Raw genomic sequence first — 15,764 nt, forward strand, 5'->3', positions numbered from 1 at the left:
AAACGATGGTTGACTGAGATGACCGAGAAAACTCATGCATCGCTAGCGATTCCCGCGCGGGAAACCGAAGAAGGAGAGCACCTGCTGCCGCCGCGCCATCGCGAATGGAAGCGCGCGAAGATCGCCGTCGTGGTCGTGCTCGTGCTGCTCGTGGTAGGCACACTTCGCACCGTGATCGCGAACGTGCTGCAAAACCGCGAAGTCGCGGCGATCGCGCAGCAGAATGACACGCAGTACGTGAACGTCGTCACGCCGACCCAGACCGAGGGCGGCGGCGACACGCTGCTGCCTGGCACGCTGCGCGGCTATGTCGAGTCGCCGATCTATGCACGCGCGACCGGCTATCTGCTGCACTGGTACGCCGACATCGGCACCCATGTGAAGCAGGGGCAACTGCTCGCCGAGCTCGATACGCCGGAAATCGACCAGGAACTCGCGCAGGCTCTGGCACAGCGTCAGCAGATCAATTCGAGCCTCGCGCTCGCGAAGAGCTCGCTGGACCGTTGGCAGCAGTTGCGCCAGCGCGATGCGGTGTCGCAGCAGGAACTCGATGAACGGCAAAGCACCTACACGCAGGATCTCGCGAATCTCGCGGCCGCCGATGCGAACGTCAAGCGTCTGCAGCAACTCGAATCGTTCAAGCGGATCGTCGCGCCGTTTACCGGCGTGGTCACGCAGCGCAACGTCGACGTCGGCGATCTGATCGACGCGGGCAGCGGCACGAGCCGTGCGTTGTTCGCGCTTGCTCAATCGGACCCGTTGCGCGTCTATGTGCAGTTGCCGCAGGCCTACGCGCAGAACGTCGCGGTCGGGCAGAAGGTCGTAGTCACGCAGGCCGAGCTGCCGGGCCAGCAGTTCAACGGCAAGATCACGCATATATCTGGCGCGATCGACGTACCCACGCGCTCCTTGCAGATCGAAGTGACGCTGCCGAATCCCGACGACAAGCTGCGCCCTGGCGCGTACGTGCAGGTCGCGGTGCCGGCCGTCGCGCATGCGCGTCTCACGGTGCCCGGCAACGCGCTGCTGTTTCGCGCGGAGGGTCCGCGCCTCGCGGTCGTCGATGCAAAGGGCAACGTGAGCCTGCGCAAGGTCGTGATCGCGGTGGACCTCGGACAGCAGCTCGAAATCGAAAGCGGTATCTCGCCGGGCGATCGCATCATCGTCAACCCGAGCGATTCGATTGCCGATGGCGATCACGTGCAGGTGCAGCCGCTGCAGAAGAACGGCAAGGGGGCGTCGTGATGTTCGCGGCTTCACGCCAGGCGCGTACGCGTGGCACTGTCTTCACCGCGCTGAGCGCTTGCGCCGGCGCGGCGCTGCTCGCCGCGTGCACGGTCGGTCCGGACTATCAGCGGCCGCAGGCCGAGGTGCCGCCCGAATGGCACACCGATTCGTTCTGGCGCGTCGCCGCGCCGTCGCATGCGCCGATCGCGCCGGACTGGTGGACGGGCTTCGCCGACCCGACGCTCGCGACGCTCGAAACCCAGGCACTCGCGCAGAACCAGACGCTCGCCGCGGCGAGCGCGCACTACGAGCAGGCGAAGGCGACGCTCGCGAACATCAGCGCGCAGCGCGTGCCGGAAGTCGATTTCAATGCACAGGCCTCGCGCTTCCGTATTTCGCACGACCGGCCGCTGACCAACTACGCGACGCCGACCGAATCGACGGTGCAGAACACCATCCAGCTCGGGCCGACGATCAGCTATGACACCGATCTGTTCGGCCGCATCCGTCGTCAGGTCGAGGGCGCGCAGGCGTCGGCCGAACAGTCGGCGGACGATCTGGCGAACGCGCGCCTCGTGCTGACGACCGACCTCGCCACCGACTACTTCTCGCTGCGTGAGCTCGACAACGAGATCGACGTGCTGAACCAGTCGGTGAAGCTGCAGCAGAAGGCGCTCGACTACGTGAACACCGAGCACGATCTCGGCTCGGTATCGGGCCTCGACGTGCTGCAGCAGAAATCGCAGCTCGATTCGACGCGCGTGCAGGCGCAGCTGCTGCTCAATCAGCGCGCGCAGTTCGAGCATGCGATCGCCGCGCTGGTCGGCGTGCCCGCACCGCAGTTCGCGATCGAGCCGAAGGTGCTCGACATCAAGCCGCCGACCGTACCACTCGGCGTGCCGAGCGACGTGCTGCAAAGGCGTCCCGACGTCGCCTCGGCGGAACGTGCGATGGCGGCGGCCAACGCGCAGATCGGCGTGGCCAAGGCGGCGTTCTTCCCGAGCCTCACGCTGACGCCGGGCATCGGCTGGGAGAGCACCGAGTTCGCTAATCTGCTGAGCGCGCCGACGCTGATGTGGACGCTCGGCGCAACGGTCGGTCAAGTGATCTTCGACGGCGGCCGGCGCGCGGCCAACGTCCAGTACGCGAGCGCGGGCTACAAGGCGACCGAGGCGAATTATCGGCAGACCGTGCTGAGCGCGTTCCAGCAGGTACAGGACGGCATCACAGGACTGTCGGTGCTCGACGGCGCGGCGAAGCAGTCTCGCGAGGCGGTCGAGGACGCGCAGCGGCTGCTGTCGCTCGCGAACGATCGCTATTCGGGCGGCCTCGTCGCCTATCTGAACGTGATCGACGCGCAGGAGTCGCTGCTGACGAGCGAGCGCACGGACGTGCAGATTCACGGCCAGCAGTTGACGCTGTCGGTGGCGCTCGTGAAGGCGCTCGGCGGCGGCTGGGATGGCGGCGCGCAAGGTGGCGCAATGGCCCGCAGCGAGGCTAACCGTACGAACGCGACAGCGAACCTCGCCAGTGCTACGGCATCGCCGCAGCAAGCGCCAGCCGGCGGCGCGCAGCAGAAGGAGATGCCGGCTCCTGCACACTGAATGGCCCCGGCCGAGCTTCCATGCCGAGGGAGTGGGATCGGCGCGAGGCATCAGGGGCGTTTCCTATAATGCAAAGTTGACCGCCACAAGTGGCATGGGGACGCGGATGAAATTGCTGATCGTTGAAGACGAGCACAAGGTGGTGGACTACCTGCGCTCCGGTTTGACAGAGCAGGGCTGGGTCGTCGACGTCGCGCTCGACGGCGAGGAAGGCATGCATCTGGCCACCGAATTCGATTACGACGTGATCGTCCTCGACGTGATGCTGCCTAAGCGCGACGGCTTCAGCGTGCTGAAGGCGCTGCGCATGCGCAAGTCGACGCCGGTCATCATGCTGACCGCGCGCGATCACGTGAACGACCGCGTGCGCGGCCTGCGCGAAGGCGCGGACGACTACCTGACCAAACCGTTCTCGTTCCTCGAACTGGTCGAGCGTCTGCATGCGCTCGCGCGCCGCACGCGTTCGCAGGAGTCCACGTTGATTTCCGTCGGCGATCTGTTCGTCGATCTGATCGGCCGCCGCGCGACGCGCGACGGCGTACGCCTCGACCTGACCGCCAAAGAGTTTCAACTGCTCAGCGTGCTCGCGCGCCGTCAGGGCGACATTCTGTCGAAGACCGCGATCACCGAACTCGTGTGGGACGTCAACTTCGACAGCCATACGAACGTCGTCGAAACCGCGATCAAGCGGCTGCGCGCGAAGCTCGACGGCCCGTTCCCGTCGAAGCTGCTGCACACGGTGCGCGGCATGGGCTACGTGCTCGAAGTGCGCGAAGAGGCCGAGACATCATGAACCGTTCGATTGCCCGCCGTCTCGCGTCGATGTTCGCGCTGGTCGCGCTGTTCGTGTTTACGCTCGTCGGCACGGGGCTCTTTCTGGTGCTGCGCACGCAGCTCGAACATCATCTGCGCGAGTCGCTCGACGATCGCACGCAGATCGCGCGCATCATGGTCAATCACGCGGTGACGCCCGAAAAATGGCGGATGTGCCGCGAAAAACTCACCGACATGACGCCGCACGACGGCAGCACCGTGTACTCGGTGACGAGCGCGGACCCGAGCTATCACTTCGGCACGCCGGTGCAGGGCGCCGTCACGAAGAGCTGGCCGGGCGGCTATGCGCGCATCGCGCCGGCGGGCGGCGGCCCCGACATGCTGACCTCGACGGTGACCTTGCCCGCCAACGCCGGGCGGCCGCCGGTGCAGTTGCAGGTCGCGTCGAGCTATTCACCGAACCTGCGCACGATGCGCGTGTTCGGCTCGGCGCTCGCGGCGCTGTCCGCGCTCGGCAGTCTCGCGGTGCTGCTGCTCAGCTACTCGGTCACGCGCATCGGTCTCGCACCGCTCACGCGTCTGACGCGCGACGCATCGGCGGTCAGCCCGAACAACCGCTCGCAGCGGCTCAATACGGCGTCGCTGCCGCTCGAACTGAACGACCTCGCGAACTCGTTCAACGGCGCGCTCGAACGGCTCGACGGCGCCTACGGCCGGCTCGAATCGTTCAACGCGGACGTCGCGCATGAACTGCGCACGCCGGTCACGATACTGATCGGACAGACCGAGGTCGCGCTGACCCGCAACCGCTCGGTCGACGATCTGCGCCACACGCTGCAATCGAATCTCGAAGAATTCGAGCGGATGCGCACGATCATCAACGACATGCTGTTCCTCGCGCGCGCCGATCAGGGCGAACGCGCGACGGGGCTCGTCGAGGTGTCGCTCGCGGCGGAACTCGCGCATACGCTCGAGTTTCTGGAGATTCCGCTCGAAGAGGCGCGCGTGCATGCGCAGTTGCACGGCGATGCGTTCGCGCGCGTGAACCGGTCGCTATTCGGCCGCGCGTGCACGAACCTGCTGATGAACGCGATCCAGCATTGCGAGCCGGGCGCGTCGATCAGCGTGACAATCGCGCGCGGGAAAGGACCGATGCGCGACCAGGTGCGCGTCGCCGTGGCAAATCCTGGCGAGCCGATCGCGCCGGACGTCCTCGAACATCTGTTCCACCGTTTCTATCGCGCGGAAGTCTCGCGCACCAATAGCCGCGAAAACCACGGGCTCGGGCTCGCGATCGTGAAGGCGATCGCGGAGATGCATCGCGGCACCGTGTCGGCGCACAGCGCGAACGGCGTCAACACGTTCTCGTTTTCGGTGGCGGCGTCGGCGCTGTCCACGTCGGGCGACGTGCCGGCCATGCGTGCGAACGCGAATGCGAATGCGACCGACGTCGCCGCCGATAGCGCCTATTCGTCGCTCGCGAAAGGCAAGTCGGCCTGAACCGGCAGGCGCGGCTTCAGCGCCTGTTCGCTGGCCGACGTCAGCGTGCTGATGCGCACGCCAATAGCCGCAGCTTGCGGTTCCGACTCCACGCGTCACAAACATTCGGTCGCCGCGCGGCGGATTTCGGTCGCGTCGGCGGTCGGCTCGTGGAGCGTCAGGTCGCGCGTGACGGTGCGGAAATCGTCGTAGCGCAGCTTGATGCGGATCGTGCGGCCCACGTGGCCCTTGCGCACGAGATCGTCGGCGACACGCACGCACAGCCCCGTAAACGCGCTCGATAACGCCGGCCGGTCGTGGCGCGGGTGCAGATCGCGCTCGAACGTGGTTTCGCGGCTGATCGACTTCGGCTCCGACTAAAAATCCAGCGTGAACTGAGACGACTCATTGCCGGTTGATTCCCCAGCGGGTTGGAGATTGCCAGCCTTGACTCCCAACAGTCTGATAGGTTTAACAAGATCAATTCTTTTCAAACACTCCGTCGCCGCGCGGCGCAACGCTTTCGCATCAGCAATTGGTTCTGGAAGCGTTACATCGCGCGTTACTGTCTTGAAGTCATTGAAGCGCAGTTTGATCCCGATTTTCCGAGCCAGATAGCCCTTTCTCTGTAGATCGAGCGCCACCTGTTCGCAAAGACGGGTAAAGGCGGCGCCGAGTTCCTGTCGGTGCCGTACGACGTGCAGATCGCGCTCAAACGTCGTCTCGCGACTCATCGAAATTGGCTCGCTGTACGTCACGACAGGCCTATCATCAAGCCCGTGAGAAACTTTGCGAAGCCACGCCCCATAGCTTCGTCCAAAGTGCTCCACGAGCCAGGTTTCGTCGCATGCGGCGATCTCGCCAATGGTTGCTATTCCCAACGACGCAAGCTTGGCGCTGGCCTTAGGTCCAATGCCGTTGATCTTGTTCGCGGCCATCGGCCAAATTTTGGATTCGATGTCCTCAAACCTGAGGATCATAATCCCATCTGGCTTTTGTATATCGGAGCACAGCTTTGCAAGCAGCTTGTTTGGCGCGATTCCGACTGAGCATGTCAGACTAGTTGCTTCGAACACCGCCGACTTCAACTTGCGCGCGATTTCTTCTGAATTGCCATTCGTGAGCGAAACATCGGCGTAGACCTCGTCGATTCCAACGTCTTCTATGCACGGGCTAATTGATCGCACTGCGTCCTTGAACAGTCGCGAGTAAGTTCTGTAGAGGTCAAAGTTCACGGGAAGGAGAATGGCGTCCGGCGCTAACCGGGCGGCCTTCATCGCGGGCATTCCGGAATGAACTCCGAGTGCGCGAGCTTCGTATGTCGCGGTCGTAAGGACGCCTCTGCCCACGTAGTCGCGCAACCGGGAGAATTCGCGTGTGCCATCCGAATTTGTTCGCGGCGCATCCGAGCGACGACCAGCAACCACCATGGCTTCGCCTCGTAGCTCGGGGTACTGCGACAGTTCACAAGACGCGAAGAATGCGTCCATGTCGATATGGGCTATGCGCCGATCATCTGGCATGCCTAAGACTCAAAAATAGCGATTAATGCTTCGCCCAACCGAAACGACTGTCCTCAACGGCCTTTTGGAGCACGCAACGAGACCGCGAGATGTCGCGTTTGGGGGGCATTTTCTGAAACTGTACATTTATGGTTCTGTTGCAGTAAGAGGGTCCGCTATTATGGGCGGAAAGACCCGAACGACTGAAAGCGCGATGAAAACGATGAATCCGGCGGTGGCCCGAGTGCTCAAACGCCTGCGCTACCCGCTCGACGTGAACCTGACTTGCGTGCGCTGATACGTGACCTACCCACTGAGCCTGCGGCACCTTGAGGCAATGATGGCTGAGCGCGCCGTTTCAGTCGATCATTCGACTGTGCACCGCCGGGCCATTAAGCTGTTGCTGCCGGTGCTGGAGAAAGCGTTTCGCCGCCGTGAGCGGCCGGTGGGGAAGAGCTGGCAGATGGACGAGACGTACATCCGTGTCAAGGGGGAATCGCGGTATCTTTACCGGGCCGTCGACAAGGAAGGCAACCATTGACTTTCTGCTACGCGCCCATCGGGACAAGACTGCGGCCCGGCGTTACCTTGAGAAATCGATCGCCCAGAACGGTGTACCCGAGACGGTAACCATCGACAAAAGCGGCGCCAGTCTCGCCGCGCTCGAAGCGATCAATGCCGGTCGTGAAGCGCCCAACAAGATCCGCCAGTCCAAATATCTCAATACCCGGGTAGAGCTGGATCATCGGGCGATCAAACGACGAACGCGGCCCATGCCAGGGTTCAAAACCTTTCGCTGTGCCCGGATCCTTCTGGCCGGCATTGAGATCATGCACATGATCGCCAAAGGACAGATGCAATGTGTGCGCGGAACCCATCCGTCCGCCGCTGACCAATTCTACGAGCTCGCAACATAAACAGTACTTCTCCTTTCGATATCGCTCGCTCTTTGAATCTTACCGCGACAAAGCCGCGGGACCTCATGCGGCTGCCGGCGCGTTTGTCGGTTGCGTTGTCGGTCGCTGGCCGGCGGTCTTCGACGACGCAGGCGCGACTGAAGATGTCCACCGTGGGCCGGCGCAACGTCTAGCAATACTGCAACGGCAATCGCGCGCACTGTGTCGACAAACAGGCGGCTCGAGTCCCACTGGATCGACAACATTCGCCCGCCGGCCCGCTCGGTGGCGTCTGTGCAGCGCCGTGCTAAATGGATGTTTCGCCCCAGATCACGTGAACTGCCAGGCGCAGCGCGATTGCTTGCGCGAAGCCGAAACCGGTCCGAACGCTTAGGTCAACGCAACTAACAGTCAAGGTCATCCAGGACCACGAGCGCCTTTACGACGGCGAAAACCGCCGCATCCAATCATTGCCTCGTGAAGGGGTGTGGGCGATATCCAGCGCGAGCGCGCCGTGTTCACAAGGCACGTATGGGGAAGGATGCCGGCATAAGCTGAGAGGCCGCTGGATCTTCGACGCAGCCCGATATAATGCCAAACCATATAAAATCGCGTACGGAGGACTAATGACAACTGTGGCACTTCCCGAACTGGACGCCATCGATTTTCCTGCTCAAATAGCGGCGGAAACGCGCGAGCTGATTAATCGAGGAACGCTAGCGCCGGGCTTGCAGTTGCGGCAGTCCGACCTTGCCGAGCGTTTCGGCATCAGTCGTGTGCCCGTTCGAGAAGCGCTCAAACTGCTGGCGGCCGAGGGGATCATTGAGCATGATCCCAACCGCGGTTTCTTTGTGACCCCCCTGTCGAGTGAAGAGGCGCGGCAGCTTTACCGTATGAGAACGCTCCTTGAAACGGAACTGCTCTCGACTGTTGAGTGGCCCGCGCCCGCCCAACTCAAGTCGCTGAAGGCTCTGCTCGCGAAACTCGACGAACTGCTCCGCGCGGGCGATCGCGAAAGTTGGATCAGGTGCCATCGGGCGTTCCATGACGCGATCTTCGACCTTTCGCCCGACAAGGTGCTCAAGCGCGAGGCGCTGCGTCTGTTGCGCTTGACCGACCGCTATCGCGCGCTGGCTGCGGACGTCGCGGCGCAGCGAGACCATAGAAATGCAAAGATCGATTTACTGCTTGTGAAGGCGCTAGAAACTAAAAACCGGGACCTGCTGCTCGCTACGTATGATCAAGGGCGAACAATGGTGCTCGGGAGTCTGATGGCTGTTCTGGCGGCGCGCGGCGTCTGAGATCGATCCGATGCCGTGGCGGTGGCCCAGAAGTCCTGCGCACCAGCAAACGATCATCGCGTGTTGTCGGCCTTTTTATTCCGAGCGAATTGCGGTGTCACGGTCGGGATAGTCCCCGTGTGTCGCGCTCCCGGGCATACCCTTTCTTACGACCGCGTAAGAAGGACATCAGCATCTCGCGATGCGCCGAGGGTAGGGGGCTGCGCTCGGACATCGATTCCGTGAGAAGTGGCATACCGCGGCACGGGCAGTCGTTCAATCCGCATCGCCGGGGCTCGCATTCGCGTCGCTCGGGTTCGGTCAAGGACATCATGTCCGGTCAGAAGGGAGGTGCCGGCTCGTTGCGGGCGCGGCTCTATCGCATGCCCTACAGCGCATTGCGCCTTTTTCACTCGGTGGCGCGCCGCTCCGCATGGGACGCGCAGCGGTCCGCCTTTACGCAGGGAGGCCGACGCCGCGCCCGCAGTCGCTCGCAGAAGCGGTCTCGCAAATCGATGCGGTTAGCGTGAGGCTGCTCGGTGAAGACCTCGTAGCATTCCGCAATAGCGACAGTGCGATCGGCTCGCTCGAAGAGCAATGTCAGCACCGCCGTGCACCTCTCGCGCTCGGTGACGACACCGAGCTTGACACACGCACCGCTTTTAGGGATGGGTTCGCGAATCGCATACAATATGGTCGAAATTCGAACTTACGGAACCGACGAACTGCGTCGGATGCGGCGAACTATACGACTACACACGTGAGCAAAATCGAACTTAATGATATCGACATTCCGGCGCAGATTGCTGATGAGGTGCGCAAGCTGATCAACAGAGGCGTCCTGTCGCCAGGGCAGCAGATGCGCCAATCGGAACTGGCTGACCGCTTCAGTGTCAGTCGGGTGCCTGTGCGCGAGGCATTGAATCTGCTCGCAGCGTGGGGCGTGATCGTGCATGATCCAAACCGGGGGTTTTTTGTGGGGCCGCTATCGTCGGATGAGGCGGCGCAGCTCTACCGCTATCGCTATTTGGTAGAGCGCGATTTGTTTCAATCGATAGAGTGGCCCGATCGCACTCGAATCGCCGAGCTCAATGGGATGCTTGCCAAGCTCGACGAGTACTTGGCAAGCCATCAGCGAGCCGAATGGCTCGATGAATACTACGCATTCTACGGGCTGCTATTTGATCTTTCACCCGATAAGATTATCCGCCGCGAGGCCCTGCGCTTGATTCGACTGACCGACCGGTACCGCGCACTAGCGACCGAAGCGCATCGGCCGGACGAACGTCCGAAGGCGCACCTCGAACACCGGCTCATGACTGCAATTCGCACCCGCGAGCGTGAAAAAGTCATGCGAGTATACGAACTTGAGCGAGAAAAAATAAACCAGTCGATACTGGCCGTGCTTGCCGGGCGCGGGCTCTAAGCGTCACGTGGTTCGCCTGCGACCAGAGCTGTTTCATGAGCGGCATCGTCGGGCAGCGCAGGCAGGCGAATGCTGATGCGTGCGCTCAGGCTTACACCGCATTCGAGCAGAAAGCCGCGAAGCTGGTTGGTGGTAACCCTGCGTTCGGCTACCAGCGTATCGCGCCGGCTGTGAAGCGAGCAGTGTTCGCTGTTTGGGCGTTGACGGCCGCGAAGCGGACGGACTATCGCAATGCCGCCTCGCAGATAGCCCCCGAGGAAGCGGTCCGATCAGCGTACGGCGATCGGACCGTTTGGTCAGGCTGACTATCTCATTAACGCCCCGCGAGAGGTGGCGTTTTTTTGGGGGCCACGTTAAGAAGCCGTCCATGGATGTGCTAGTTCACATTGAGCGTGGGATCTTGAAGTTTTCGACCAACGTCTGCAGGCGTTCGGCTTCCGAGTGAACGCCACGCGCAGCGGCCGCCGCTTCCTCGACGAGGGCCGCGTTGTGTTGCGTCATCTGATCGATTTCGGCGATAGCCTTATTGATCTCGACGATGCCTTGGTGGCCGTCGTTGGAAGCGCTGGTGATCTCGTCCATCAGGGCGGAAACGTGGGCGAATTCGCGAACCACATCGTTGATTTTCGAGCCCGCATCGCTCACCAGATTGGACCCCTCATCAACGCGCTCTACCGAGTGACTAACCAACTCCTCGATCTCTTTGGCGGCTAAAGCAGAGCGCTGCGCCAACGTCTGAACGTACGTCGTGTGAGCGCTGAGAGCTTCCCCCGCAATTTTGAACACTGCGAAGCTCTTGTTGCTGGTGAGAATCCGCTAGGCATCAATATCCGAAGTATCCGACGTCGCAAGATTGTAGAGTTCGTCGTTCATCACAGAAACGCAGCAATCGTTTTCTTGTCGTTTTCAAGATACTGACGATCGTCACCGGGAAGCACGAGTCTCTCGTAGGTGTCGATGTCCCTTTTGAGTCGCTCTGCCGCCATTGGCCAAATCGCGATGTTGATATCTTTGGACTGCTTGTTGTCCGACAGCACGACCCCCAATGTTGAGCGCTGAGCAGCATCGAGATCTCGACGTAGATCGCTGATCGTTTCGACCGAAGTCATCCAAGTGTCTTTAATGTCCAGCAGATGCGACTGAATCTGGTGGGCCTGGTAGAGCGCGAAGCCAGCGGCAGCGCACAGCAGCACGATGTCGTAGGACTACAGATAAACACTCAACGACATCGAAGCCATGGTCATCGAACAACGGCCCGGAAGCGGGGCGTGTGTCCGTTCCACGATCCGGAGCTCAGTTCAATCGAGGAGTGTTCAGTCGCTTTCTTTGTTGCTAAACGAGACCGGTGCATGACATCACGCGTCGGCAACGAAGATTGACATATAATACAAAACAGTATTACATTGGCGGCAGGCGAACAGACCTGCCTGTCTGGCGTCCTTTCGAATACGTGGAGACAATTGATCTTGAAGCTCAACCGGAAACTCTTCCTCTCGGCAGTCCTCGCAGCAGACGCACTGATCTCTGGCGTCGCCTTCGCGGGTGCACCTGCTAAACCGACACCTGCACCTGTTCCTGCTTCAGCGGCTAAACCAGCAGCGGCTGCGCCCGTTGCTGCGCCCACGGGTGTTGTCTTGGTCGCTGAAATAGGCAAAGGCGTGTCCGGAACTGACATCAAGGACTACGCCGATCTGATTAGCCGCCTGAAAGACAATCCGGATTGCTACACCTTCGGTACGACAGCTGACAGCGCGCGCGATCTGACCGCGATGACCACATTGCAAAAGCGCAACGGCGTTCGTATGGTCAAGTTATCCTACAAAGACACAGCAGCGGAAATCGAAGGCTTGATGAAAGCGAAGGTGCAAGTGATCCCGGTCCCGTACGAGGTCGCAGCCCCGTACATCAAGAGCGGTCAGATGCGTCCCCTGGTGGTCTTCGGTTCGGCGCGTATACCCGAAATCAAGGACGTCCCTACGGCTAGCGAAGTGATGCCCGGTTTCGTGTACTGATCTCAATCCACGTAGCAACAAACAAAAGCCCGCATTGAGCGGGCTTTCCTTTTTTGGTTAGCCGGAACGAAAAACTCGTTCGAACCGCCCACGTAGCAACAACAAGTCGGCAGAGCATGCTCAGCCGCGTGACTAGGACGACAGAAAGACGCTAAAGCACTAGCGGTTACGGACGGACCGAACAACCTACGTAGCATCCACGGTAGGATTCGTCTGTTGGAAGACAACTGACTAAGGAGTCGATCACCGAATCGCCTTGACAACCTACTTGTGAATATTGTCAGGCGAGACTTCCACGATATAATACCAAAATGAATACGATCATGACACGAAGCCGTGCACCCGCGGCCACCCTCCCGGAACTGGATGGCATTGACTTTCCAGCTCAGGTGGCGTCTGAGACGCGAAAACTGATCAATAGGGGAACCCTCGCACCCGGCTTTCAACTGCGACAGTCGGACCTCGCTGAACGTTTCGGCATCAGTCGTGTGCCAGTGCGCGAGGCGTTAAAACTGCTGGCCGCAGAAGGCATCATCGAACATGATCCGAATCGTGGATTCTTCGTAGCTCAGTTGTCAAGCGATGAGGCCCGACAATTGTATCGGATGCGCCAACTTCTCGAAGCAGAGTTGCTAATGACGGTCGAATGGCCAACATCCGCGCAGATTAGGGAATTCAAGGCCTTACTTGCCCGGCTTGAAGAATTAATCCAAGCCGGTAATCGTGAGGGATGGATTGAATTACACCGTGAACTTCACGATAAGATTTTCGACCTCTCGCCTAATAAAGTGTTAAAACGGGAAGTTTTACGATTGATGCGACTTACCGATCGTTATCGGGCGCTGGCTGCTGATATTTCAGCGCATCCGCAACATCGTAGCGCTGATATCGAAGCCAAACTCGTGAAGGCTTTGGAGAGTAAAGACCGGGAATTGCTGCTCGCAACTTATGAGAAAGGGCGAATGGTTGTTCTTGAGGGGTTGATGAGAGTGCTTGCGGCCCGAGAATAAACGAAAAAAAGACACCCGAGGGTGTAATTCCGTTCAGTTAAGGTCTCTCTTCATGAATCGAACGGTGTAACGGAGAGGTCTGGATTTGACTGCCCGAGCGCGAGTGCGCCCGGGCCGTTTTTTGTTGGGAAGTTGCTTGAGCCGCTCGCGCAAGCGAGTCAGCAGCGTGGGAAGTTTTCCGTACGAGCGCGTCACGGCCGGCCATGTCATTTCATACTGGATGATATGGGAGGCCCGAATAAAGCTTAGATCCTCAGGCGCGTACCCGGCATCAAGCGCGGCTTTGGCTATTTCCAGACGGATCAGGTTGTAGGCGATCGGAGCGCCCAAAAGCTCCTGGGAGATCCCTTGCACAGTCTGACTGCGAAGCGTCAGCTCCATGATCGTAAAACAGCTTTGTGCGTGAGCACCGCCCACGGCGAGAGCACAAAGACTGAGAGCCATACTAAAAAGGCTTTTTTATAGCCTGATTCATCTCCACTTTCTTATTATTTACTAGTCAAACTGTATTTTATATCGCGTGCAGCATGATGCGCGCCGTACCTCCTTCCTAAATTGTTAAATTAGTCTGCACCCCAGTTGGAGATCCACAGCAAATCATGGAAATCGATCGCCTTATTCGTCTGAAATTCGCCGTAGGATCCTTGGGAATACAGCAGCGGCGCCGTTGTTTGGCCATTAATGGCCGTGCCTTCGACATGTCCAAAAATCACGGCATGCGTACCGATCTCGATGATGCGTTCGACGCTGCAATCGAAGTTGACCATAGCACTGGCCAAAGCCGGGGCACCCGTCTTAATTCGATTCCACGTTCCCGCCTGAAATTTTTCTTGCGGCGAAATCGGTCGCGAGAAACGCTGCGCCAATTCCTGCTCGCTGCGCGCCAAGACGTTGACGACGAAGTTGCCAGTAGCCTGCACGTGCGCCAGAGACGAGTTCGCACGATTGATACAGACGAGCAGAATAGGGGGCACCGCACTAACAGACGTCACAGCGGTTGCCGTCATGCCGGCAAGCGGGCCGAGCGCGTCAGAACCAGTCGTGATCAAACACACGTGCCCGGTCAAGCAGCGCATGGCGCGTTTGAATTCAGATTCTTCTATGCTCACTTCAGCTTCCTAATCGTAAAACTGGACGGACAAAATGATAGGGTGGTGATCCTTAGCGACACCACCTCAAGCAATAGATCCGCAAGTCTCGGCCGGTTTACTGGTCCCACCCGAAGATACTGAGCGTGCTCTCACCCGCCTCGAGTCGCTTCATCTGCTGTGCTTCTGCTGCTTCGCGTCCTTCCGACGCAGTGATCACCTCGGCAATTCGCTCGCGAGGGATGCACACGACACCGTCTTCGTCACCAACGATCAGGTCACCGGCATTTACCGTCACGTCGTCGAATCGAGTCGGTGCGTTGATCCAACCTGTGGCACCGAAATCTTTTCCTGTACCACGGATACAAAGTCCGCGAGCGAAAACGGGAAACCCGATCTCCGACAGCAGTCGCTGATCGCGAACACAGCCGTTAATGACCAGACCGGCAAGCCCGCGGACTTTTGCGGCCGTCGACATGATTTCGCCCCAATACCCATGTTCATAGGCTTCGCTCACGGAGACGACCAGGACATCACCTGCTTGTGCTGAGTAAATCGCACGGTGCAGCCAAAGGTTGTCGCCACCGGGCGAATGAACGGTCACAGCGGGGCCGCATATCTTGAATCCGGGCGCGATAGGCTTGATTTCATAAGGCAGGACTCCGATTTTTCCGGCTGCCTCGTGAAGCGTTGCTGCCGGCAGTTTTGCAGCGGCGTTGACCAGAGCGATGTCCGGCCTCCGGATGTCGAGGCGCGTGGTCTCGTGACGATTGAAAACCGGTCCCGTCATGCTTCTTCTCCGATCCGGCGCGTTTGCAGTTGGTGGTACTTGAATTGCTTGCGAGCCTCGTCGAGGCGCATACCTGTTGCAACAGCCTCACGGATTGCCTTCTCGGCGGCATCGATTTCTTCAGCAGCAGCAAGCACGCGCTCTTCGTGTTCCTTCGGAATCGAGATCACGCCGTCAGCGTCACCGCGCAGCAGATCGCCCGGAGCAACACGCACGTTACCGATATTCACCGGAACGTTGGTGGCTTCGACCTGAACGCGGTCCTTGCCCGTTCGCATCCAGTTGTCCCTCGAGAAAACCGGGTAGCCGAGCGACAGGCAGAGGTGTACGTCGCGGTTGACGCCGTCGATCACGGTACCGGCGATACCACGACGATGGGCGATTTCCGTGAGGATGTCGCCCCAAACTGTTGCGTCTTCGCGACCACCATTGTCGAGGACGATGACCGAGCCGGGCGAAACGTCGTCGATGAAGTCACCCACGGTGCCTGCGGGCGATGCGGCCGGGCCGTAGAGAATCGTGAATGCCCGACCGGCCATACGGAACGACGAATCACGCGGCTTGATCTTGTAGCACTGACCGTTCAGGCCCAGGCGGTCCAGTGCGTCGCTCAGGGTGGCCGTTTCGAGTTTCGCTGCGCGCGCAACGTTCTTGTCTTGTGCGATTTCCGACATGG

The 15,764-nt window shown here is 60.1% G+C and carries 15 protein-coding genes and 4 pseudogenes; 11 read left to right on the forward strand and 8 right to left on the reverse strand.

Translation table 11 applies throughout. The features are described from left to right. The first annotated feature begins 18 nt into the window (after positions 1–18). From OKW45_RS03955 to OKW45_RS03970, 4 genes are all read left to right on the forward strand, one after another. Complete coding sequence (locus OKW45_RS03955) at positions 19–1,245, forward strand: efflux RND transporter periplasmic adaptor subunit (protein WP_429466100.1); 1,227 nt, start codon at positions 19–21, stop codon at positions 1,243–1,245. Then, positions 1,245–2,831: an efflux transporter outer membrane subunit gene (locus tag OKW45_RS03960; RefSeq protein WP_429466102.1), complete on the forward strand. Its 1,587-nt coding sequence runs from the start codon at positions 1,245–1,247 to the stop codon at positions 2,829–2,831. The genes OKW45_RS03955 and OKW45_RS03960 overlap by 1 nt, the downstream gene beginning before the upstream one ends. Positions 2,832–2,937: 106 nt before the next feature. Further along, complete coding sequence (locus tag OKW45_RS03965) at positions 2,938–3,624, forward strand: heavy metal response regulator transcription factor (protein ID WP_018424874.1); 687 nt, start codon at positions 2,938–2,940, stop codon at positions 3,622–3,624. Beyond that, positions 3,621–5,105: a heavy metal sensor histidine kinase gene (locus tag OKW45_RS03970; protein ID WP_429466104.1), complete on the forward strand. Its 1,485-nt coding sequence runs from the start codon at positions 3,621–3,623 to the stop codon at positions 5,103–5,105. The genes OKW45_RS03965 and OKW45_RS03970 overlap by 4 nt, the downstream gene beginning before the upstream one ends. On the opposite strand, the pseudogene OKW45_RS03975 reads toward OKW45_RS03970, so the two are convergent. Together OKW45_RS03975 and dinB are read right to left on the reverse strand one after the other, a co-directional pair. Further along, a pseudogene (locus OKW45_RS03975) lies at positions 5,072–5,461 on the reverse strand (DinB/UmuC family translesion DNA polymerase); the annotation flags it as partial. The gene OKW45_RS03970 and the pseudogene OKW45_RS03975 sit on opposite strands and share 34 nt — an antisense overlap. Beyond that, positions 5,462–6,607, reverse strand: a complete 1,146-nt coding sequence (gene dinB / locus OKW45_RS03980) for a DNA polymerase IV (protein ID WP_429466106.1) — start codon at positions 6,605–6,607, stop codon at positions 5,462–5,464. 193 nt (positions 6,608–6,800) lie between these two features. Between dinB and OKW45_RS03985 the strand changes: the two are divergent. The 5 genes and pseudogenes from OKW45_RS03985 (at position 6,801) to OKW45_RS04005 (ending at position 10,493) form a co-directional block, all read left to right on the forward strand. Beyond that, positions 6,801–7,503, forward strand: a pseudogene (locus OKW45_RS03985) (IS6 family transposase). A 605-nt stretch (positions 7,504–8,108) separates the two neighbouring features. After that, positions 8,109–8,783 carry a GntR family transcriptional regulator gene (locus OKW45_RS03990; RefSeq protein WP_018424881.1) on the forward strand — a complete coding sequence of 225 codons (675 nt, stop codon included), beginning with the start codon at positions 8,109–8,111 and terminating at the stop codon, positions 8,781–8,783. Positions 8,784–9,195: 412 nt separating this feature from the next. After that, a pseudogene (locus OKW45_RS03995) lies at positions 9,196–9,387 on the forward strand (Rieske 2Fe-2S domain-containing protein); the annotation flags it as partial. 135 nt (positions 9,388–9,522) lie between these two features. Further along, a complete protein-coding gene (locus tag OKW45_RS04000; RefSeq protein ID WP_429469240.1) occupies positions 9,523–10,188 on the forward strand; it encodes a GntR family transcriptional regulator in 666 nt (221 codons plus the stop codon). Between the two features lie 35 nt (positions 10,189–10,223). Then, positions 10,224–10,493: a hypothetical protein gene (locus OKW45_RS04005; protein WP_018424883.1), complete on the forward strand. Its 270-nt coding sequence runs from the start codon at positions 10,224–10,226 to the stop codon at positions 10,491–10,493. 76 nt (positions 10,494–10,569) lie between these two features. Here the strand turns inward: OKW45_RS04005 and OKW45_RS04010 are convergent, their stop codons facing one another. Further along, positions 10,570–10,974, reverse strand: a complete 405-nt coding sequence (locus tag OKW45_RS04010) for a methyl-accepting chemotaxis protein (protein WP_429466108.1) — start codon at positions 10,972–10,974, stop codon at positions 10,570–10,572. Positions 10,975–11,060: 86 nt separating this feature from the next. Next, positions 11,061–11,381 (reverse strand): hypothetical protein, encoded by a 321-nt coding sequence (locus OKW45_RS04015; RefSeq protein ID WP_429466110.1) that lies wholly within the window; start codon positions 11,379–11,381, stop codon positions 11,061–11,063. 267 nt (positions 11,382–11,648) lie between these two features. Between OKW45_RS04015 and OKW45_RS04020 the strand changes: the two genes are divergently transcribed. Continuing rightward, positions 11,649–12,200 (forward strand): tripartite tricarboxylate transporter substrate-binding protein, encoded by a 552-nt coding sequence (locus OKW45_RS04020; protein ID WP_429466112.1) that lies wholly within the window; start codon positions 11,649–11,651, stop codon positions 12,198–12,200. A gap of 311 nt (positions 12,201–12,511) precedes the next feature. Continuing rightward, positions 12,512–13,210 (forward strand): GntR family transcriptional regulator, encoded by a 699-nt coding sequence (locus OKW45_RS04025; protein ID WP_018424887.1) that lies wholly within the window; start codon positions 12,512–12,514, stop codon positions 13,208–13,210. 33 nt (positions 13,211–13,243) lie between these two features. On the opposite strand, the pseudogene OKW45_RS04030 reads toward OKW45_RS04025, so the two are convergent. The 4 genes and pseudogenes from OKW45_RS04030 to OKW45_RS04045 all read right to left on the reverse strand — a co-directional run. Next, a pseudogene (locus tag OKW45_RS04030) lies at positions 13,244–13,588 on the reverse strand (IS4 family transposase); the annotation flags it as partial. A 185-nt stretch (positions 13,589–13,773) separates the two neighbouring features. Beyond that, positions 13,774–14,319, reverse strand: a complete 546-nt coding sequence (locus OKW45_RS04035; protein WP_026226603.1) for a flavin reductase family protein — start codon at positions 14,317–14,319, stop codon at positions 13,774–13,776. A gap of 97 nt (positions 14,320–14,416) precedes the next feature. Then, entirely contained in the window at positions 14,417–15,088 is a 672-nt protein-coding gene (locus OKW45_RS04040) for a 4-carboxy-4-hydroxy-2-oxoadipate aldolase/oxaloacetate decarboxylase (protein ID WP_018424891.1), read from the reverse strand. Next, positions 15,085–15,762 carry an RraA family protein gene (locus OKW45_RS04045; RefSeq protein WP_429466114.1) on the reverse strand — a complete coding sequence of 226 codons (678 nt, stop codon included), beginning with the start codon at positions 15,760–15,762 and terminating at the stop codon, positions 15,085–15,087. The genes OKW45_RS04040 and OKW45_RS04045 overlap by 4 nt, the downstream gene beginning before the upstream one ends. Between the last annotated feature and the right edge of the window lie 2 nt (positions 15,763–15,764).

The organism is Paraburkholderia lebeckiae, from assembly GCF_050436225.1.
Lineage (GTDB): Bacteria > Pseudomonadota > Gammaproteobacteria > Burkholderiales > Burkholderiaceae > Paraburkholderia > Paraburkholderia tuberum.